Here is a 20,333-nt window from a genome sequence, read left to right as displayed (position 1 = left end):
GTCCAAAACTCGTTTTTTTCATAAAAAGTTAAACTTTTTTCAGAAATTGTGTTATTTTTATAGCATTCCGAGCTATTTTATGTTACCCTATAGTGTGTGAATCTGCCTGTAGCTGAAGGGTTATGATCCTTTTTCAATTATAGGAAACGAAAAAACAAATCCAAGAAAGGAGGCCGTCTCAAATGGAGTTAGAAGGTGACGTGCAAGGAAGACAAGATCAGGCACAGAAAATTATTGAAATGCCCCAACGAGATCGGGAAACTTCCACTTCAGAAAATCAGCCATCATCTGCTTCGGTGGTCTCCATGTATGGGCAGGAAAGGCCAAGCGTTTCTAGCCTCCATCGGCAACTAGCGAGCGCGTCTGGGACCCAGACCATTCAATTGCGGGAGGAATTGGTGCTGGCAGTAGCGCAGAATGCTTCAGCGCAAGCAACTGTCTTTGAGGCAGAGGTCAAGGATAAGCTGGAAGAGGCTAAGGAGACGGTTTCCCATAAGGTCGCTGAGGTGTCACAAATGGCCCACAGCATGGCCCAATTTTTAACAGATGCAGAAGTGGAGCAACTATTAGGAGAGTTCTCCATGGATACTTGTTGGGACCAAGCAGTAGAGGCGGAAAACCTTGCCCAAGCAAAGGCCTACTCTACTCGCTTGTCAGATTTGGCAGGTCAGTTGGAGGCTGCATCAGCTCAATTGGTGGACTTGGACAAGGGACAAGCGACGGCCTTTGATTTTTCATAAGTAGGAGAAAAAGATGTTAGAGATCCTGGGAGAGGACAGAGAACGAATTGAGGAGCTCCATCGAGAGATTAAAAAGGAGCAAGAGCGGATTGCGATCAGAAGTTTGATTGCAACGCAGAAAGCCTTGATGATGTTGGAAGGGATGAGTTTGCAGGTAACCTTGGGCGGTCAATCCGAAAAGATGCGTTCTTTTGCTACAACGACCCTAGTTAGTGATTTGAAAGATGGATTTACAGGAGGAGCAGCGGACGCGGTAGAAACAGCACTGAAAGCAGTGAAGAAGCCGATTTTATTGAGTCCGATTAAAGGAGGTATGTGATGTACCATTCAGGAAATAGTGAATTAGAACAACTAGAAGATCGACATTACCGCTTCAATCAAAAGCTTAGCGAGTTGGAGTGGGATTATGCGGATATGCGTATGGATGTCCGCCAACATACAGAAAATTTAGTGGACTGGCTGAGTGCCCTTCATTTTCAAGCCCCAAGTGCGGAGGCCCAAAGTGGCTTGGAGCGTTTATTTGCCTTGCAAGAAGAGTTTGAGGCAGAACTCAAGCGCTATGAAGAGCGTTTAGAAGAAGAGCGTGAGCGCGAGCAGCAAGAGTACTATAAGCAGCGTCAACAATTAGAACAAGGTGATTGAAACATTCCTCTGGTAGAGATAAGAGGAATGTTTTTGTTTGCTCAAAAACTTTTAAAAATGTGCTCATAAATTCTTGCAAGCACTTACTTAGTATGTTATAATATTCACAAAGAAACGAAAATAAAATGGTTTTATCAAACCAACAAAAAAGGAGTCGCTTATGAAAGCTGCAACTTATGTATCTGCAGGCAATCTGCAACTGCTGGATCAACCAAAACCAGTGATCAAAAATCCAACGGATGCCATTGTGCGTGTCTTGAAGACAACCATCTGTGGGACAGACCTTCACATCCTAGGAGGAGATGTGCCAGCTTGTAAAGAAGGCACGATTTTAGGCCACGAAGGAATCGGGATCGTCGAAGAAGTCGGCGATGCAGTGAATAACTTCAAGGTAGGCGACAAGGTCATCATCTCTTGTGTCACAGCTTGTAATACCTGCTACTACTGTAAACGTAGTTTGCCTTCTCACTGTGAAGATGGTGGTTGGATTTTGGGTCACTTGATCAACGGAACCCAAGCAGAGTATGTCCACATTCCACATGCTGATGGTAGTCTTTATCATGCACCTGAAACTGTGGATGACGAAGCCTTGGTCATGCTCTCAGATATTCTCCCAACCTCTTATGAAATTGGGGTCCTCCCATCTCATGTAAAACCAGGCGATAATGTCTGTATCGTTGGAGCTGGTCCGATCGGTCTTGCAGCTCTCTTGACTGTGCAGTTCTTCTCACCAGCTACGATTATCATGGTGGACTTGTCTGAATCTCGTCTTGAAGCGGCTAAGAAATTTGGGGCAACTCATACCATTTGTTCCAGCGATATTGCTGAAATAAAAGCCTTTATCAATGAAGTGACCGATGGCCGCGGTGTCGACATCTCCATGGAATGTGTGGGCTATCCTGCTACCTTTGATGTCTGCCAAAACGTCATCTCTGTCGGTGGACACATCGCCAATGTCGGTGTCCACGGAAAACCGGTTAGCTTCAATTTGGATGATTTGTGGATCAAGAACATTACCCTCAACACTGGTCTTGTCAATGCCAATACCACTGAAATGTTGCTCAATGTCTTGAAATCAGGTAAGATCGATGCGACCAAGCTCATCACCCACCACTTCAAACTCTCAGAAGTTGAAAAAGCCTATGATGTCTTTAAACATGCGGGTGAAAACCATGCGCTCAAGGTCATTATCGAAAATGACATCAGTGAATGAAGTGGCAACTAATTTTTGTTCATAGTTTTTTTAGATGGACCAGAGATATTCTGGTCCTATTTTCAACCCCCAAAAGCCAATGATTCCTTGCAAAATAAATTTGTTGTCTTATAATAGAAGTACAGAAAACGATTACATAAAGAGAAAGGTGTGATCTTATGAAACGGTTTTGTTATCATCGTGAATTCTGGATGGACTTCCATTTCTGGATCTTGGTCTTGCTTTTAGCGACTGTAGCTTTAACGATGCAGGCTCCTCTTTCGGTAGTTAGCCTCGCTTATCTTGCTTTTGTTGGGATTTTGATCCTTCTTCAGGTCTTTCAACCGGCTGTATCGACACGTCAGTATCCAGAAGGTAGCTACCATTTCAATTGGACCTTCTATCGCGATACCCGACTGTATATCGATCTCTCTTTACTAGCAGGTCTCTTGGCAGGTCCAATGGCTTCATCGGATATGGTCTATTGGATCTTGCTTGGAGCCGTCGTCGGCTCTATCGGCTTTGTATTTGTCGTAAAGGAAAAAGCGACTCAAAAGATGGCCTAGGGAATCACCATGTCCTAGATCTCTGAAACTAGTTTCAGAGATCTTTTTATTTTCCCCTAAATGTGAAACTATAATCCAATTGCACGATTAATATTGTAAGCGCTTTAAAAATAGATTATAATCAATTTACAAGTACTCGAGTTGCCTTATTATCAAAGGAGAAGGAGTTATGTCAAAGATTACAAAAGATGAACTGATTGAACAAATCAAAGATGGCATCATTGTTTCTTGTCAAGCCCTCCCTCATGAACCGCTCTATATAGAAGCAGGAGGAGTTATTCCTCTCTTGGTCAAAGCGGCTGAGCAGGGTGGAGCTGTCGGAATCCGAGCCAATAGTGTACGAGATATCAAGGAAATCAAGGAAGTGACCAAGTTGCCGATCATTGGGATTATCAAACGCGATTACCCACCTGAGGAACCCTTTATCACGGCTACTATGAAGGAAGTCGATGAGTTGGCAGCTTTGGATATCGCGGTCATTGCGCTTGATTGTACCAAACGTCCACGTCATGATGGACTTTCGATTAGTGACTTTATCCATCAAGTCAAAGAGAAATATCCAGACCAACTCTTGATGGCTGATATTTCGACTCTGGAAGAAGGATTGACAGCTGTCGAAGCGGGAGTGGACTTTGTCGGAACGACCCTTTCGGGCTATACGGACTACAGTCCAAAGGTTGATGGCCCAGATTTTGAACTGATCCATAGTCTCTGCCAAGCAGGAGTAGATGTCATCGCAGAAGGCAAGATCCACTACCCTGATCAGGCCAAGAAAATCCATGATCTCGGTGTTCGTGGTATCGTCGTAGGTGGCGCCATTACCCGACCAAAAGAGATTACAGAGCGCTTCGTCGCAGCCTTAAAATGAGAAAACAAAACAGTAGATTGAAGGAGGAGGAGACCGAATAGAGAGTAGTCGAATCTGAAACATGAACAAGAATAGGCGTCCTCATTGAGGATAACCCCCTGTAAGAGTAATCTTACCGTAAATTGTGAGGAGAAATCACATGAAAATGAAAAAAGTATTGTGCTCGTTGGTAGCTGGTGCAGCTCTTCTAGCACTCGCAGCTTGTGGATCTGGCGGAGGTTCAAAAACAGAATCTTCTAGTGGAAATTCAGGTAAAACAGAAATTACCTGGTGGGCCTTCCCAGTCTTTACTCAAGAGAAAGCTGATGATGGCGTAGGAACCTATGAAAAAACTATTATCGAAGCCTTCGAAAAAGCCAATCCAGATATCAAAGTTAAACTAGAAACCATCGACTTCAAGTCTGGCCCTGAAAAAATCACAACGGCTATTGAAGCAGGAACTGCTCCAGATGTGCTCTTTGATGCACCTGGACGGATCATTCAGTATGGTAAAAATGGAAAATTGGCTGATTTGAACGATCTCTTTACAGAAGATTTTGTCAAAGATGTCAATAATGAAAATATCATCCAAGCCAGCAAGGCAGGCGACACAGCTTACATGTATCCAATTAGTTCAGCACCATTCTACATGGCGATGAATAAGAAGATGCTCAAAGATGCAGGCGTGTTGGATCTTGTCAAAGAAGGCTGGACAACAGACGACTTTGAAAAAGTATTGAAAGCTTTGAAAGACAAAGGTTATACACCAGGATCACTCTTCAGTAATGGTCAAGGTGGAGACCAAGGAACTCGTGCCTTCATTGCCAACCTTTATGGCGGTTCTGTTACTGATGAAAAAGTAACCAAGTATACAACAGATGATCCAAAATTTGTCAAAGGTTTGGAAAAAGCTTCTAAATGGATCGATGACGGCTTGATGATGAATGGTTCTCAATTCGATGGTGGAGCAGACATCCAAAACTTTGCGAATGGTCAAACTTCTTACACTATCTTGTGGGCGCCTTCACAAAACGGTATCCAAGCTAAATTGTTGGATGCAAGTAAGGTCGAAGTAGTAGAAGTGCCATTCCCATCTGACTCAGGTAAGCCAAAATTGGAATACCTTGTCAATGGATTTGCTGTCTTCAATAATAAAGATGAAAAGAAAATTGCTGCTGCTAAGAAATTTGTACAGTTCATCGCAGACGACAAAGAATGGGGTCCAAAAGATGTTGTGCGTACAGGAGCCTTCCCAGTTCGTAGTTCATTTGGTAAGTTGTACGATGACAAACGGATGGAAACCATCAGCACTTGGACAAAATACTACTCACCATACTACAACACGATCAACGGTTTTGCAGAAATGCGGACCCTATGGTTCCCAATGTTGCAATCTGTTTCAAACGGGGATGAAAAAGCAGGACCAGCTTTGAAGACCTTTACTGAAAAAGCAAACGAAACCATTACGAAAAAATAATCAGTCTATGAATCGGACCTAAGTCTTTCATAGAAACGAGAATTTGCAGGCCCCTTCGAATCCGTATTTCTCTTTTTGGAATGGAACGAAGGGGTCTTCATTCTTTCTGGATCTTCTTTTCTTAAGTCGTAAGATATGTTTAGAAAAGAAAATAGAAAAAGAACACTAGGAGGTGCCTTACTGTGAAGGTAAACAAAATCCGAATGAGGGAGACGCTCGTTTCCTACGCATTCCTAGCACCCATTTTAATCTTCTTTACGGTCTTTGTCCTAGCACCCATGATCATGGGCTTTGTGACAAGTTTCTTCAACTATTCTATGACATCCTTTAAGTTTGTCGGTTTAGAAAATTATTCCCGCATGTTTGCAGATAAGGTCTTTGTGAAGTCCTTGATCAATACCGTCATCATCGTTATCGGATCAGTTCCGATCGTCGTATTGTTCTCCTTGTTTGTGGCTTCTCAGACCTACCATCAAAATGCGATTGCGCGTTCCTTCTATCGTTTCGTCTTCTTCCTTCCAGTTGTTACAGGGAGTGTAGCGGTAACGGTTGTGTGGAAATGGATCTATGATCCACTATCAGGGATTTTGAACTTTGTATTGAAATCTGGACATGTCATCAACCAAAACATTTCTTGGTTGGGGGACAAGCACTGGGCTTTGATGGCCATCATTATTATTTTGTTGACCACTTCCGTTGGTCAACCAATCATCCTCTACATCGCAGCTATGGGAAATATCGACAATTCTCTCGTCGAAGCAGCGCGTGTCGATGGTGCGACAGAACTTCAAGTTTTCTGGAAGATCAAATGGCCAAGCTTATTGCCAACAACTCTTTACATTGCGATCATTACGACCATTAACTCTTTCCAATGTTTCGCCTTGATCCAATTGTTGACATCCGGTGGTCCTAACTACTCAACGAGTACCCTTATGTACTACCTCTATGAAAAAGCCTTTAAACTCTCTGAATACGGTTATGCCAACACCATGGGTGTCTTCCTTGCGGTGATGATTGCTATTATCAGTTTTGCGCAATTCAAGATCCTCGGAAACGACGTAGAATACTAAAGAAAGGAGCCTCAGATGAAACCAACACAAAAGAAACCCATCACTACCTTTACGGTGATTTCAACGATCATTTTGCTCCTTTTGACAGTCTTGTTCATTTTCCCATTTTATTGGATTTTGACAGGGGCCTTTAAGTCTCAGCCAGATACCATTATGATCCCACCTCAATGGTGGCCAAAGACACCAACCATGGAAAACTTCCAACAGTTGATGGTACAAAACCCAGCCCTACAATGGTTATGGAATAGTGTCTTCATCTCCCTTGCAACCATGCTTTTGGTGTGTATGACCTCTTCCTTGGCAGGTTATGTCTTGGCGAAGAAACGCTTCTATGGGCAACGAATTCTCTTTGCTACCTTTATCGCAGCCATGGCCCTTCCGAAACAAGTTGTCTTGGTTCCATTGGTACGCATTATCAACTTTATGGGAATCCACGATACTCTTGCAGCGGTTATTCTACCATTGGTCGGATGGCCATTCGGGGTCTTCTTGATGAAGCAATTTAGTGAAAACATCCCAACAGAACTCTTAGAATCTGCTAAGATCGATGGTTGTGGAGAGTTGCGGACTTTCTGGAGCGTTGCCTTCCCAATTGTCAAGCCGGGATTTGCAGCTCTTGCTATCTTTACCTTTATCAACACCTGGAACGACTACTTTATGCAATTGGTAATGTTGACCTCTCGGCAAAACTTGACCATTTCCTTAGGGGTTGCGACCATGCAGGCTGAAATGGCTACCAACTATGGCTTGATCATGGCTGGGGCAGCCCTAGCTGCAGTGCCAATCGTTACGGTCTTCCTCGTGTTCCAAAAATCCTTTACACAAGGGATTACCATGGGAGCGGTCAAAGGATAAGTCGTCTGTTTGGACAAATGATAGTTGTGTACAGATCGGTTTTCTAGGCTGAGAAGTATCGAAAGGATGAGAATATGATATTTGATGATTTAAAAAACATCACCTTTTACAAAGGAATCCACCCCAATCTGGATCAGGCCATTGACTTTCTCTATGAGCATCGGAAGGATTCTTTTGAATTGGGGAGATACGATATTGATGGGGATAAGGTCTTTCTCGTCGTTCAAGAAAATACCCTCAACAAAGCAGAAAATGATCGCTTTGAACACCACAAAAGATATGCCGATTTACATCTATTAGTAGAAGGGCATGAGTTTTCGAGTTATGGATCTCGTGTGACAGGTGAGGCTATCGCATTTGATGAAGTATCGGACATCGGTTTTGTCCATTGCCAGGAGTCTTATCCGCTTCATCTAGGCTATCATAATTTTGCGATTTTCTTTCCAGGGGAGCCTCACCAACCCAATGGCTATGCAGGGCAAGAAGATATCGTGAAAAAATATCTATTTAAAATTGCGATCGATTGATCACGTTAGAAAGGAGTGCCTATGTCATCTAAGGGGGCAGGATTGATCAAAACCGTTTTTAACACGGACAATGTAGTGATGCGTATCAGTGAGAAGATCCTCGACTTGGTAACTGTTAATCTTTTATTTGTGCTAAGTTGTTTACCAGTTCTCACGATTGGAATTGCGAAAATTAGTTTGTATCAGACCTTATTTGCCATTAAGCACCAGCGTCGTGTTCCGGTGATTCGTAGTTATGCGAAGGCTTTTCGGGACAATTGGAAAATAGGCTTGCAACTAGGAAGTTTAGAACTGATTGTTGCAGGTATTTGTCTCTTTGATTTATTCTTATTTTGGGGGCAAACTTCCCTAGCTTTCCAAGCTTTGAAAACCATTTGTTTAGGCCTCTTTCTCTTTCTTGTGTTGATCTTATTGGCTGCTTATCCTATTGCGGCCCGCTACCAATTGGATTGGAAAGAGTGTTTGCAAAAAGCCATGATTGTGACAGGCTTACATTTTCCTTGGTTCTTCGTCATGGGAAGTGCTCTCTTACTTCTATGTATGGCTCTTGCAAGCTCGGTTTTAGCTTTCCTATTAGGACTCATGATCTTTTTCTTGTTCGGCTTTTCAAGCTTGGCTTTTGCACAAGTTGGATTAATGGAAAAGATTTTTGCCCAGTACCAAGAATAAAATGAATTTATTAGTGACAAAAGGAGAAAAAATGTCAGATTTAAAAAAATATGAAGGAGTCATCCCCGCTTTTTACGCCTGCTATGATGACCAAGGAGAAATTAGCCCGGAGCGGGTACGTGCGCTGGTAGAATATTTTATCGCGAAAGGTGTGCAGGGCTTGTATGTCAACGGATCCTCTGGCGAATGTATCTACCAGAGCGTGGCCGACCGCAAGCTGATTCTAGAAGAAGTGATGGCAGTAGCTAAAGGGAAATTGACCATCATTGCTCACGTAGCCTGCAACAACACCAAGGATAGCGTGGAATTGGCACGACATGCGGAAGAATTAGGAGTGGATGCCATTGCGGCCATTCCACCGATCTATTTCCGCTTGCCAGAATACAGTGTGGCCCACTACTGGAATGAAATCAGTGCAGCCGCACCCAATACAGACTTTGTCATCTACAATATCCCGCAATTGGCAGGGGTCGCTTTGACACCGAGCCTTTACAAGGAAATGTTGAAAAATCCACGGGTGATTGGGGTCAAGAATTCTTCGATGCCTGTTCAAGACATTCAAACCTTTGCTTCTTTGGGAGGCGACGACCATATCGTCTTTAATGGTCCAGATGAACAATTCTTAGGTGGCCGTCTCATGGGAGCGCATGCAGGGATCGGTGGTACCTATGGTGCGATGCCAGAACTCTTCTTGAAGCTCAATCAGCTGATTGCTGAGAAAGACTTGGAGACTGCGCGTGCCCTGCAGTTTGCCATCAATGACATTATCGGAGTCTTGACGTCTGCTCATGGCAATATGTATGCAGTCATCAAAGCGGTTTTGCGCATCAATGAAGGTTTGGACTTGGGGTCTGTTCGCTCCCCTTTGACGCCAGTAGTAGAAGCGGATCAAGAAGTGATTCAACGTGCTGCTCAACTCATTCAAGACACAAAAGCCAGATTCCTTTGATCAAAGGAGGTCTAGATGAATCCATATGTTGTAATTGATATCGGAGGGACCAGTATCAAGTATGGTCTAGCCGATGCAAAAGGGCAACTCCTAGAGACCCATGAAATGCCAACGGAGGCCCAAAAAGGAGGACCTCACATTCTTAACACAATAAAGGAAATCGTAGCCAGTTATTTGAAGAAGCATCCCTTGGCAGGGGTTGCGATTTCTTCGGCCGGAATGGTAGATCCTGATAAGGGAGAAATCTTTTATGCTGGACCGCAAATTCCCAACTATGCAGGCACCCAATTCAAAAAAGAAATCGAAGAGACCTTTCAGATCCCTTGCGAGATTGAAAATGATGTCAACTGTGCCGGTCTTGCAGAAGTCACAACAGGTCATGCAAAAAGATCGAACAATGCTGTTTGCTTGACGATTGGGACAGGGATCGGCGGTTGCCTCTTGCTTGATGGTCAGGTCTTTCATGGTTTTAGCAATTCAGCCTGTGAGGTTGGCTATCTTCATTTGCCAGACGGTGCCTTTCAGGATCTAGCTTCAACGACGGCTTTGGTCGAGTATGTGGCAGAACATCATGGTGATCCTGTGGAACAGTGGAATGGTCGCCGGATCTTCAAGCAGGCAACGGAGGGAGATAAAATCTGTATGGCTGGAATTGATCGGATGGTGACCTACCTTGGTAAAGGACTGGCCAATATCGTTTATGTGGTCAACCCAGAGGTCATCGTTCTCGGAGGGGGCATTATGGCCCAAGAAGCCATCCTCAAGCCAAAAATCTATCAAGCTCTGTGTGCCGAACTGGTTCCTAGCCTGGCAGATAAGATCCGTTTGGAATTTGCCCACCATCAAAACGCCGCAGGTATGTTGGGGGCTTACTATCACTTTAGACAAAAACATGAAACATAAAACAAGTCGCGCTGGCGACTTGTTTTTGATTCATTAAAAAAAGCATGAAGGATGAAGAAAACCTGATCTTTCATGCTTTTTAAATAGGGAGACCATATTAAGATTTTCGAGAACGTTGACTAGAAAGTTTTTTGTTTTCCCAGTAACTATTAAAGACAATTTCCTTTTGTTCTCGGCTTTTATTAAGGAAATGAGCATAGATCAAATCGACCACAATGAGGAGTGGTAAAATGGCGGAGATTCGATCGATATAGGTACTACTAGGAAGAGGTGCGGCCGGTAACACTTCTGTGAATCCTTGGTGGATGGCAGCCGGGTTAGCAGTCACAAGAACCGTTTTTGCCCCTTTTTCTTTGGCGTCCAGGAGACTGTCTGTAATGGAGTTGGTGCCTCCTGACAATGAGAAACCGATGACTAAACAAGAGGAATCGAGAATACTGGTCGTCCAAGCAAAGCCATCTTGATCAGTCAGGGCTTCACAAACGACGCCCAGTCGCATAAAGCGCAATTTCATTTCTCGAGCGACTAAACCGGAACTACCGATCCCGAAGAAATAGACTCGATCTACTTGATCGATTAGTTCAGCTACCCGATCTAATTGGGAATCTTTTACCAGACTTTCAGTGACGTTACTGATATGGTGGTAGCGTTGCAAGACGCTGAGAGTGAGTTCATCATGCTCTTGCACTTGTTTTTGATTCTTTGTTTCCTCATTAAAATGATAGATAAACTCCCGATAGCCGGAAAAGCCACATTTTTGAGAGAAACGCGTTAAAGCTGCCTTTGAGACATGGAGTAACTCCGTTACACGAGAAGAGGACAGGGAGTGCTGTCGTGCTTCGGATGATAAAAAATATTGGGCAATGTCGCGTTCCATATCTGTTAACTCAGCTTCATGGCTGGCGATAATGGCGCGTAAATCTTGATCTTGTTTCACAGCAATCCTCCTTTCTCACGAGATGAAATAACAGGATACTCCTATAATATATTACACATTATAACATGGGTAACCGCTTTATTCAAGTAAAAGAAATCAAGAAATACTGAAACTAGGAACAGGATATGCGAAAAGAAGAGAACGCTACCAATCTTGGCAGTAGGGGCTTGCTGGCTGTCCAAAATTTTCTGAAAATTCCCGGTTGGGCCTGAACAAACGATATGAATTGTGGTATAATTTAAGATAATTGTACTGTTGTTGGAAGAACAATAGTTGAATAAGGAGGTGTGACGATGTCGAATGCAACACTCGAGATGATGCAAGAGATCGAGCAAGCTGCTCAGGGCGTGATCGTAGGCTATGAAGCTCAAGTTGAACAAATCCGAACGGATTCGCGCGATCGCCTTGCAACAGTGGCGCAGCATTACGATGAGGAAACCAAGCAATTGGTCACAGAGGCAGAAAAAAACGCTCAGGAAAGACTCGTCCGTTTAACGAAAGATCTGGAAGAAACGGTTGCGCGCAATGATGCCAAGGTACAACAGGCGATGACCGACAAGCGAGCTGGGTTAGTTGAAGCCATTGTAGAAAAGGTGGTAGCAAGCTATGGCCGTTAGTCAGATGCAAAAACTGTCCCTCATCTTGCCCAAAGATGACTTGGACAGTCTCCTACTAGCGCTACAGTCTGAGGCAAAAATCCAGATTTATGACCTCAGTGAGCATGAAGAGTGGCAGGCTGCCTTTGAGGCAAATACCTTGTCTCAACCCTTGACAGAGGACAATCGTCAAGCCTTGGTAGAGCTGCAAAAACGTCAAGAACAAGTTGAAAAAATGATTCAGACTCTAGAGCCCTACATGCCTGAGAAGAAGGCTTTGCAAGCTCTAAAGGAAGAACCCTTAAGCTTGTCTTTTGATGACTTGCAGGCCCACGGGATGATTCGAGATGAGGATCTTCTATTGACCAAGTTGAAACGCCAATTGCGCGTGTTAGACAAGGCTCGTCAGAAGATTGCGGATGCAAAGGCAGAGATAGAGCGCTTAGAAAAATGGCGACCGTTAGAGGTGACGCCAGCTGCTCTCGCTAATTTTCACTATGTGCATGGCTTGATTGGGACCATCCCAAATAGCGATACAGACGCTGTTCGTTCTTCCTTAAAAGCTCATCCAGAGCTGGAGTTAGAAGAAGTCTTTACGTCTGAGACTGAACACGGCTATGTCATCTTGTATCGTTCGGGAGACCGTGTAGCTGTTCAGGAGCTTCTGGAAGACCATGGGTTCAAAGAATTGGACTATGAAGAAGAGCAAGTCCCAGCCGCCTACTTGGATCGCCTAGAAGGGGAAATCAAAGAGCAAGAAGCTGTCGTTGCAGCAACCCTGGCCGAGTTGCAAAACTCCCAGAAGGAGTTGGACCAGCTTAAGTACCAGATGGATTACTTGCTGAGTTCGGGAGCTCGTGAGGAAGCCAAGTCGCTTCTTGCCAGCACGCAAAGCTTGGTAGCCCTAGAGGGTTGGATTGAAACCTCCCAAGTGGCCTCATTGCGAGACTTCTTGCAAGAAGGTTTTGGTTCTCGGGTCTTACTAGAGACGCGCGATGTAACGGAAAAAGATTGGGATGACGTTCCGATCCAGTTGCGAAATAGTGCCTTGGTAGAGCCTTTTGAATTAGTGACAGAGATGTATGCCTTGCCTAAGTATTACGAGAAAGATCCGACTCCGATCGTTTCTCTCTTCTACTTTGTTTTCTTTGGCATGATGGTCGCAGATATCGGTTATGGACTGTTGCTAACGGTAGCGACAGGGTTTGCCCTCAAAGCCTTCAAACTCAAGCCTGGTACAGCGAAGAATCTTCGATTCTTCAGTCTTCTCGGAATTTCAGTTGCCCTTTGGGGTGTGGTCTATGGCTCTTTCTTTGGATTTGAGATGCCTTTTGCCCTGATCAGTACGACCAGCAACGCTATGACCATCCTGATCCTCTCAGTGGTCTTTGGTTTTGTCACTGTCTTAGTGGGCTTGTTACTAGGGGGGATGAAAAATGTCCGCCTCAAAGACTACACCGAAGCCTATAATGCGGGCTTTGCTTGGGTCTTGATCCTACTTGGCTTAATGCTTCTAGCAGTAGGCAATATCTTGCCAGGGATGAGCGTTCTGGTTCCGATTGGCAAGTGGCTGGCTATTTTGAATGCCATTGGGATCTTGATTGTTTCCATTGTCAGTGCTAAGAAGTTATCCGGTCTAGCATCTGGTCTCTTTAACCTCTACAATGTCAGTGGGTACGTCGGAGACTTGGTCAGCTTCACCCGTTTGATGGCCCTGGGCTTGTCTGGAGCTAGTATCGGTTCAGCCTTTAACTTGATTGTCAATCTTTTCCCACCGCTTGGACGGTTTACGGTAGGGCTTGTGCTCTTTATCGTCCTACATGCCATTAACATGTTCCTGTCCTTCTTGTCAGGTTATGTGCATGGAGCCCGTTTAATCTTTGTGGAGTTCTTCGGTAAGTTCTACGAAGGAGGAGGCAAGCCGTTTCGTCCTCTTAAACCTTCTGAACGCTATATCAAAACAAAAAAATAAGTATTATAAATAGGAGTATATTCATGGAATCTTTAGCATCATATTTTTCAGCCCATGGGGGCGCCTTCTTTGCAGCATTTGGTGTGGCGATTGCGGTTGCACTTAGTGGAATGGGATCTGCCCTTGGGGTTGGTAAAACGGGTCAAGCAGCAGCAGCGCTCTTGAAAGAACAACCTGAAAAATTTGCCCAAGCCTTGATTTTGCAATTGTTGCCAGGTACACAAGGTTTGTACGGTTTCGTTATCGGGATCTTGATCTGGTTGCAAATTAAGCCAGATATGCCACTTGAAACAGGGGTTGCTTACTTCTTTACAGCTCTTCCAGTAGCGATCGTTGGTTATTTCTCAGCAAAACACCAAGGAAATGTTGCGACAGCAGGGATGCAAATCTTGGCTAAACGCCCTGAAGACATGATGAAAGGGGTTATCCTTGCGGCCATGGTTGAAACTTATGCCATCTTGGCCTTCGTTGTGTCCTTCCTATTGACCCTACGCGTCGGCTAAGAACTAGCTTTGATGAATTCGTCTCGCGAGACGAAAAACAAAAGACGCATGCAATAGGAGAAAAAACGATATGGATGAACAAACCCAATTAAAGGATTCGATCTTGGCCCAAGCCCACGAAAAAGGGCGTAAACTCTTAGAAGAGGCCAAGGAAACCATCCTAAAAGAAGAGACTGCACAAGAAGAGCGTTTGATCCAAGAGAAACTCAATCAACGTTCCGAGCAGCTCAAGCGGATTCAACGTCAATTGCAACGTGAAACCCAACAAATCGAAAATAAAAAACGCCAATCAACCCTTGTCACCAAGCAACGAGTCTTAAAGGATCTCTTTGCAGATGCTTATGAAGCGATGGCGGCTTGGCCCCTTGAAAAGGAATTGCAGTTTGTAGATGCGATTTTAGACCGCTATCAAGGGCAAGTTGTGACTCTGACCTTTGGGGCGGTGAGTGCTAGCAAATTTGATCTAGCAGCTCTCGAGAAATTAAAGCAAACTCATCAGAATGTGACAGTTGCGGATGCGACGATTCCAGCTCAGGCAGGCTTTGTCTTGTCGGTTGGGAAGATTGATGACAACTATCTCTACCGTGATTTGGTGGATTCCATTTGGGAGCAAGAAAGCTACCAGATGGCAGCCAGCATTTTCACCGATGAAGAGAACTAGGAGGTTGCAATGAGCGAACGGACCTATTCTCAAGTTAATACAGGAATCAGCGTACGTGAGGCTAGTTTTCTCAGTCCCAGTCAGTTCGAGCAGTTGCTTGCAAGTCCCTCAAGCGAGAGTCGAGAAGGCTTGCTGCAAGGGACACCTTATGCTCTGGATAGCAAGGAGATCAAGGATTTATCAGCCCTTGAAGCCCGCCTGATGGCAGCCTTGTTGGCAGAATACCAATGGGCTTTTGAGGTCAGCCCTCAGTCAGACTTGGTTAGCCTTTTTACCTTGAAATACACCTATCATAATCTCAAGGTTTATCTAAAACACAAGGCGACAGAGCGCAAGTTGGGGCACTTATTGATCCCTATCGGTCCTTATTCTCTCGATGTGCTCGAGCATTTGGTGGCGACTTTTTCTGCGGAGCATTGCCCAGCCTTTATGGCGGAAGAAGTGGCTGCAACCTGGCAAGAATTCCAAGACTATCAGGACTTGCGGGTTCTCGAAATCGGGATGGACTTAGCTTATTTTAAACACCTGAGATACTTAGGGGACAGCCTAGATCATCCGATTCTGAAGCAGTTGGTGGACGTGACCATTGACTTTTACAATGCGATTACAGTTAAGCGGGCCTTGGATCAGCAAAAACCGCATAGCTTTATGCACCAATTGCTCTCAGATGAAGGGAGCCTCAGTGCCCATCAGGTGATCGACCTGTTAGAATCCGGTCAGTGGTTGACCTGGTTTTATCAAGTCAATCCGCTGGAGTACGATCTCGCCTTAGAAAATTATGAAGAAAAGATGCGCACCGGTCAATTAAAGACCGTGGAGTTGGAGTATTTAGAGAGTTTGGTGAAATTCAGTCTTCTAGACGCTGGCCGTTTTGAAGTTGATGGACCACTCCCTCTTGTTCGTTATCTTTACGGAAAAGAGTTAGAGGTGACCAACCTTCGTTTGGTCCTCTCTGGTTTGGACAATGGTTTTCCGCTAGCAGACATCAAAGAAAGGATGAGACCGATTTATGGACAAACAGACCTATAAGATCGCAGTTGTGGGCAATCGGGACGCCATCCTTCCTTTTCGCCTGATTGGCTTTCAAACCTATCCGGTCACAGAGCCACAAGAAGCGATCAATACCTTGCGAAAACTCAGTCGGGAAAACTTCGGGATTGTCTACCTGACAGAGGATATTGCTCAGGCCATTCCAGATACAGTGGCTTTTTACGACCAGCAACTGACACCGGCTCTGATCCTTATCCCGACCCATAGAGGGACTACAGGACTGGGCCAACAGCGGATTCGTGATAATGTCGAAAAAGCAGTAGGACAGGATATTTTATGAGAACAAATGAATTTGGCCAAACGATTGGCGATGCACTGCCGGATTTTACTCCGGGGCGTCTGCCAGCTATTGAGCGGATCGAAGGTCGCTATACCGTGATCGAGCGCCTCTCAAAAGAAAAACATGGAGCAGATCTTTATCAGGTATACGGGCCGGACTCTCCAGCAGCGATGTGGACCTTTCTATTCAAAGGCCCTGCCCGCAATGAAGAGGAGTGGGACCACCTATTAGATGATCTCATGACAGCCCAAGGTCGCTTTTACTATGCGATTGTAGACAAAGATTCAGGCAAGGCTTTGGGGACTTTCTCTCTCATGCGGATCGATCAAGCCAATCGGGTGATCGAAGTTGGAGCAGTGACCTACTCACCAGCGCTCCAAAAGACACGCATGGCTACGGAAGCCCAGTATCTGTTAGCGCGCTACGTGTTTGAAGATTTAGGCTACCGCCGTTATGAGTGGAAATGCGATGCCTTAAACCAAGCATCTCGCAAAGCAGCTGAGCGCTTAGGCTTCACCTATGAAGGCTGTTTCCGTCAGGCTGTTGTTTATAAAGGTCGTACCCGTGATACAGACTGGTTGTCCATCATTGACAAAGAATGGCCAGCTATCAAACAGCGCTTCGAAGCCTGGTTGGATCCAAGCAATTTCGATGCCAATGGCCAACAAAAGCAATCTCTAAGAGAGATAGCACAAAAGTAAAACAAAGAAACAAAGGATTCCCAGGAGGAATACATGACTCAAGGAAAAATTATCAAAGTTTCCGGTCCCTTGGTGGTCGCATCAGGGATGCAGGAGGCCAATATCCAAGACATTTGCCGGGTCGGCGATCTTGGTTTGATTGGTGAAATTATTGAGATGCGGCGTGACGAAGCTTCTATCCAAGTATATGAAGAAACGTCTGGAGTCGGTCCAGGAGAACCAGTGGTCACAACCGGAGCTCCCCTTTCTGTTGAATTGGGACCAGGTTTGATCTCTCAGATGTTTGACGGGATCCAACGCCCCTTGGAACGTTTCCAAGAAGTTACTGCCAGTGACTTTTTGGTTCGTGGGGTGCAAGTTCCGAATCTAGATCGGGACACCAAATGGGCCTTCGAACCAAGCGTGACTGAAGGGACAGAGGTGGTCGCTGGAGACATCGTTGGGACCGTTCAAGAGACCAATATGGTGGAACACCGCATCATGGTACCCTTTGGTGTCAGTGGACGTGTGACCAAGATCGCAGCAGGTTCTTACACAGTGGAAGAGCCGGTCTATGAGATCGAGCAGGCAGATGGTAGCCTCTTTACTGGAACCCTGATGCAAAAATGGCCAGTTCGTCGAGGCCGTCCCTTTGCACAAAAACTCATTCCAGTAGAGCCTTTGGTTACAGGCCAACGGGTCATCGATACCTTCTTCCCTGTGACAAAAGGTGGAGCTGCAGCTGTTCCTGGTCCTTTCGGAGCTGGTAAAACAGTTGTGCAACACCAGGTGGCTAAGTTTGCCAATGTAGACATCGTAATTTACGTGGGTTGTGGGGAACGTGGAAATGAAATGACGGACGTTCTGAATGAATTTCCAGAATTGATCGATCCAACGACCGGTCAATCCATCATGCAACGGACCGTTCTGATCGCCAACACTTCGAACATGCCGGTAGCGGCGCGGGAAGCTTCCATCTACACAGGGATTACTATTGCCGAATACTTCCGTGATATGGGCTATTCCGTTGCCATCATGGCGGATTCTACTTCTCGTTGGGCAGAAGCTCTCCGTGAAATGTCTGGTCGTCTAGAAGAAATGCCAGGGGATGAAGGCTACCCAGCCTATCTTGGTAGCCGGATTGCCGAATACTACGAGCGTGCAGGTCGGGTCAAGACACTCGGAACCACTGCGCGTGAAGGTTCGATTACCGCTATCGGTGCCGTTTCCCCTCCAGGTGGAGATATTTCAGAGCCCGTAACGCAAAATACCTTGCGAATTGTTAAGGTCTTCTGGGGCTTAGATGCTCAATTGGCGCAACGTCGTCACTTCCCAGCCATCAACTGGTTGAGTTCTTATTCGCTTTACCAAGATGAAGTCGGTCGCTATATCGATCTACATGAACAAATCAGTTGGTCTGAAAAAGTGACCCGCGCTATGAATTTGCTTCAAAAGGAAAGTGAATTGCAAGAAATCGTCCGCTTGGTTGGTCTAGATTCCTTGTCTGAAAAAGACCGCTTGACCATGAATGCGGCTAAGATGATCCGTGAAGACTACCTGCAACAAAATGCCTTTGATGAGGTCGATACCTATACCTCTTTCAGCAAGCAGGTGGCCTTGTTGACCAACATTTTGACCTTTGACCAAGAAAGTCAAAAAGCACTAGAATTAGGAGCTTACTTCACAGAAATCATGGAAGGAACCGTGGCTCTTCGAGACCGCATTGCCCGTAGCAAGTTCATCCATGAGGATCAGTTGGCAACCATTCAAGCCCTGAAAGAAGAAATCGTAGAAACCCTACACCAAATCGTCGCAAAAGGAGGAGTAGACAATGAGCGTGATTAAAGAATACCGTACTGTCAGCGAAGTTGTCGGCCCCTTGATGATTGTCGATCAGGTCGAAGGGGTTCACTACAATGAACTAGTTGAAATCAAGCTTCATGACGGAACGACCCGCCAGGGACAAGTCCTCGAAGTCCAAGAAGATAAGGCCATGGTCCAGCTCTTTGAAGGATCTAGCGGGATCAACTTGGAGAAAGCCAAAGTCCGCTTTACCGGACGTCCCCTAGAACTTCCTGTGTCTGAAGACATGGTCGGACGCATCTTTAACGGGATGGGCAAACCCATCGATGGCGGTCCAGAGATTATCCCAGAGAAGTACTTGGACATTGATGGACAAGCCATCAACCCTGTTTCGCGGGACTATCCAGACGAATTTATCCAGACAGGGATCTCAGCCATTGACCATTTGAATACCTTGGTTCGGGGCCAAAAACTCCCAGTCTTCTCAGGTTCTGGTCTTCCTCACAAGGAGTTGGCAGCTCAGATTGCTCGTCAAGCGACGGTTCTTAATTCTGAAGAAAACTTCGCCGTGGTCTTTGCGGCTATGGGAATCACCTTTGAAGAAGCCGAGTTCTTTATGAACGACCTTCGGGAAACCGGTGCGATTGACCGCTCTGTCCTCTTCATCAACCTAGCTAATGACCCAGCTATCGAACGGATTGCGACTCCTCGGATCGCCTTGACAGCCGCCGAATATTTGGCCTATGAAAAAGACATGCACGTCTTGGTTATCATGACCGACATGACCAACTACTGTGAAGCCCTTCGGGAAGTATCCGCTGCCCGCCGGGAAGTTCCAGGTCGTCGAGGCTATCCAGGTTACCTTTATACTAACCTCTCAACCCTCTATGAACGTGCAGGACGCTTGGTTGGAAAGAAAGGATCTGTGACCCAAATTCCGATCCTCTCCATGCCAGAAGATGACATCACCCACCCCATCCCTGACTTGACAGGCTACATCACCGAAGGGCAGATTATTCTGTCTCGCGATCTCTACAATAGTGGTTACCGCCCACCGATCAATGTTCTTCCATCCCTTTCTCGTTTGAAGGACAAGGGTTCTGGTGAAGGCAAGACTCGGGAAGACCATGCGGCGACCATGAACCAGCTCTTTGCGGCTTACGCCCAAGGAAAACAAGCCAAAGAACTGGCTGTAGTGCTTGGGGAGTCTGCCTTGTCAGATACCGACAAGCTCTATGTTAAATTTACGGACCGCTTTGAGCAAGAATACATCAATCAAGGTTTCACTACCAATCGGACGATTGAGGAAAGTTTGGATCTCGGTTGGGAACTCTTATCCATCCTTCCAAGAACAGAGCTTAAACGGATCAAGGATGAGATGATTGACAGGTATCTGCCAAACAAAGAGGATTAG

The 20,333-nt window shown here is 45.5% G+C and carries 23 protein-coding genes; 22 read left to right on the top strand and 1 reads right to left on the bottom strand.

The genetic code is table 11. The features are described from left to right. Positions 1-182 precede the first annotated feature (182 nt). The 13 genes from ADG03_RS07965 (at position 183) to ADG03_RS07905 (ending at position 10,437) form a co-directional block, all read left to right on the top strand. Positions 183-740: a hypothetical protein gene (locus tag ADG03_RS07965; RefSeq protein ID WP_009731983.1), complete on the top strand. Its 558-nt coding sequence runs from the start codon at positions 183-185 to the stop codon at positions 738-740. A gap of 13 nt (positions 741-753) precedes the next feature. After that, on the top strand, positions 754-1,059 hold the full coding sequence (locus ADG03_RS07960) for a hypothetical protein (RefSeq protein ID WP_049472664.1): 306 nt from the start codon (positions 754-756) through the stop codon (positions 1,057-1,059). Next, the gene (locus tag ADG03_RS07955) at positions 1,059-1,382 is read left to right on the top strand and encodes a hypothetical protein (protein WP_003009394.1); all 324 of its coding nucleotides are present in this window, start codon (positions 1,059-1,061) and stop codon (positions 1,380-1,382) included. Before ADG03_RS07960 ends, ADG03_RS07955 begins: the two co-directional genes overlap by 1 nt. A 160-nt stretch (positions 1,383-1,542) precedes the next feature. Beyond that, positions 1,543-2,595: a zinc-dependent alcohol dehydrogenase family protein gene (locus ADG03_RS07950; RefSeq protein ID WP_049472663.1), complete on the top strand. Its 1,053-nt coding sequence runs from the start codon at positions 1,543-1,545 to the stop codon at positions 2,593-2,595. A 158-nt stretch (positions 2,596-2,753) separates the two neighbouring features. Next, positions 2,754-3,140 carry a hypothetical protein gene (locus ADG03_RS07945; protein ID WP_049472662.1) on the top strand — a complete coding sequence of 129 codons (387 nt, stop codon included), beginning with the start codon at positions 2,754-2,756 and terminating at the stop codon, positions 3,138-3,140. 169 nt (positions 3,141-3,309) lie between these two features. Continuing rightward, positions 3,310-4,008: an N-acetylmannosamine-6-phosphate 2-epimerase gene (locus tag ADG03_RS07940; RefSeq protein ID WP_049472661.1), complete on the top strand. Its 699-nt coding sequence runs from the start codon at positions 3,310-3,312 to the stop codon at positions 4,006-4,008. Positions 4,009-4,147: 139 nt separating this feature from the next. After that, positions 4,148-5,464: an ABC transporter substrate-binding protein gene (locus tag ADG03_RS07935; RefSeq protein ID WP_049472660.1), complete on the top strand. Its 1,317-nt coding sequence runs from the start codon at positions 4,148-4,150 to the stop codon at positions 5,462-5,464. A 182-nt stretch (positions 5,465-5,646) separates the two neighbouring features. Further along, on the top strand, positions 5,647-6,534 hold the full coding sequence (locus ADG03_RS07930) for a carbohydrate ABC transporter permease (protein WP_004219531.1): 888 nt from the start codon (positions 5,647-5,649) through the stop codon (positions 6,532-6,534). 15 nt (positions 6,535-6,549) lie between these two features. Then, positions 6,550-7,389 (top strand): carbohydrate ABC transporter permease, encoded by an 840-nt coding sequence (locus ADG03_RS07925; RefSeq protein ID WP_049472659.1) that lies wholly within the window; start codon positions 6,550-6,552, stop codon positions 7,387-7,389. 74 nt (positions 7,390-7,463) lie between these two features. Beyond that, positions 7,464-7,916, top strand: a complete 453-nt coding sequence (locus tag ADG03_RS07920; RefSeq protein WP_049472658.1) for a NanQ anomerase/TabA/YiaL family protein — start codon at positions 7,464-7,466, stop codon at positions 7,914-7,916. Positions 7,917-7,937: 21 nt separating this feature from the next. Then, positions 7,938-8,585 carry a DUF624 domain-containing protein gene (locus ADG03_RS07915; RefSeq protein WP_049472657.1) on the top strand — a complete coding sequence of 216 codons (648 nt, stop codon included), beginning with the start codon at positions 7,938-7,940 and terminating at the stop codon, positions 8,583-8,585. Positions 8,586-8,616: 31 nt separating this feature from the next. Next, positions 8,617-9,534, top strand: a complete 918-nt coding sequence (locus tag ADG03_RS07910; RefSeq protein WP_037608222.1) for a dihydrodipicolinate synthase family protein — start codon at positions 8,617-8,619, stop codon at positions 9,532-9,534. 15 nt (positions 9,535-9,549) lie between these two features. Next, positions 9,550-10,437, top strand: a complete 888-nt coding sequence (locus tag ADG03_RS07905; protein ID WP_049472656.1) for an ROK family protein — start codon at positions 9,550-9,552, stop codon at positions 10,435-10,437. Between the two features lie 97 nt (positions 10,438-10,534). On the opposite strand, the gene ADG03_RS07900 is transcribed toward ADG03_RS07905, so the two are convergent. Next, positions 10,535-11,374, bottom strand: a complete 840-nt coding sequence (locus tag ADG03_RS07900) for a MurR/RpiR family transcriptional regulator (RefSeq protein WP_049472655.1) — start codon at positions 11,372-11,374, stop codon at positions 10,535-10,537. 293 nt (positions 11,375-11,667) lie between these two features. Between ADG03_RS07900 and ADG03_RS07895 the strand changes: the two genes are divergently transcribed. The 9 genes from ADG03_RS07895 (at position 11,668) to ADG03_RS07855 (ending at position 20,333) form a co-directional block, all read left to right on the top strand. Continuing rightward, positions 11,668-11,991, top strand: a complete 324-nt coding sequence (locus ADG03_RS07895; protein WP_003009429.1) for a hypothetical protein — start codon at positions 11,668-11,670, stop codon at positions 11,989-11,991. Next, complete coding sequence (locus tag ADG03_RS07890) at positions 11,981-13,942, top strand: V-type ATP synthase subunit I (RefSeq protein WP_049472654.1); 1,962 nt, start codon at positions 11,981-11,983, stop codon at positions 13,940-13,942. The genes ADG03_RS07895 and ADG03_RS07890 overlap by 11 nt, the downstream gene beginning before the upstream one ends. A gap of 23 nt (positions 13,943-13,965) precedes the next feature. Beyond that, positions 13,966-14,445 carry a V-type ATP synthase subunit K gene (locus tag ADG03_RS07885; protein ID WP_003009435.1) on the top strand — a complete coding sequence of 160 codons (480 nt, stop codon included), beginning with the start codon at positions 13,966-13,968 and terminating at the stop codon, positions 14,443-14,445. Between the two features lie 70 nt (positions 14,446-14,515). After that, positions 14,516-15,106 carry a V-type ATP synthase subunit E family protein gene (locus ADG03_RS07880; protein ID WP_049472653.1) on the top strand — a complete coding sequence of 197 codons (591 nt, stop codon included), beginning with the start codon at positions 14,516-14,518 and terminating at the stop codon, positions 15,104-15,106. Between the two features lie 9 nt (positions 15,107-15,115). Then, positions 15,116-16,135 carry a V-type ATPase subunit gene (locus ADG03_RS07875; RefSeq protein WP_049472652.1) on the top strand — a complete coding sequence of 340 codons (1,020 nt, stop codon included), beginning with the start codon at positions 15,116-15,118 and terminating at the stop codon, positions 16,133-16,135. Then, the gene (locus ADG03_RS07870; RefSeq protein ID WP_049472651.1) at positions 16,116-16,436 is read left to right on the top strand and encodes a V-type ATP synthase subunit F; all 321 of its coding nucleotides are present in this window, start codon (positions 16,116-16,118) and stop codon (positions 16,434-16,436) included. The genes ADG03_RS07875 and ADG03_RS07870 overlap by 20 nt, the downstream gene beginning before the upstream one ends. Continuing rightward, the gene (locus ADG03_RS07865) at positions 16,433-17,137 is read left to right on the top strand and encodes a GNAT family N-acetyltransferase (protein ID WP_049472650.1); all 705 of its coding nucleotides are present in this window, start codon (positions 16,433-16,435) and stop codon (positions 17,135-17,137) included. The genes ADG03_RS07870 and ADG03_RS07865 overlap by 4 nt, the downstream gene beginning before the upstream one ends. A 33-nt stretch (positions 17,138-17,170) precedes the next feature. After that, positions 17,171-18,961, top strand: coding sequence for a V-type ATP synthase subunit A (locus tag ADG03_RS07860; protein WP_041826169.1), 1,791 nt, complete (start codon positions 17,171-17,173; stop codon positions 18,959-18,961). Next, complete coding sequence (locus tag ADG03_RS07855; protein ID WP_049472649.1) at positions 18,948-20,333, top strand: V-type ATP synthase subunit B; 1,386 nt, start codon at positions 18,948-18,950, stop codon at positions 20,331-20,333. Before ADG03_RS07860 ends, ADG03_RS07855 begins: the two co-directional genes overlap by 14 nt.

Source organism: Streptococcus parasanguinis (assembly GCF_001069785.1).
GTDB classification, from domain to species: Bacteria; Bacillota; Bacilli; order Lactobacillales; family Streptococcaceae; genus Streptococcus; species Streptococcus parasanguinis_T.
Note: the sequence above shows the minus strand (reverse complement) of the source record. Positions and strands in the feature narration are given on the sequence as shown.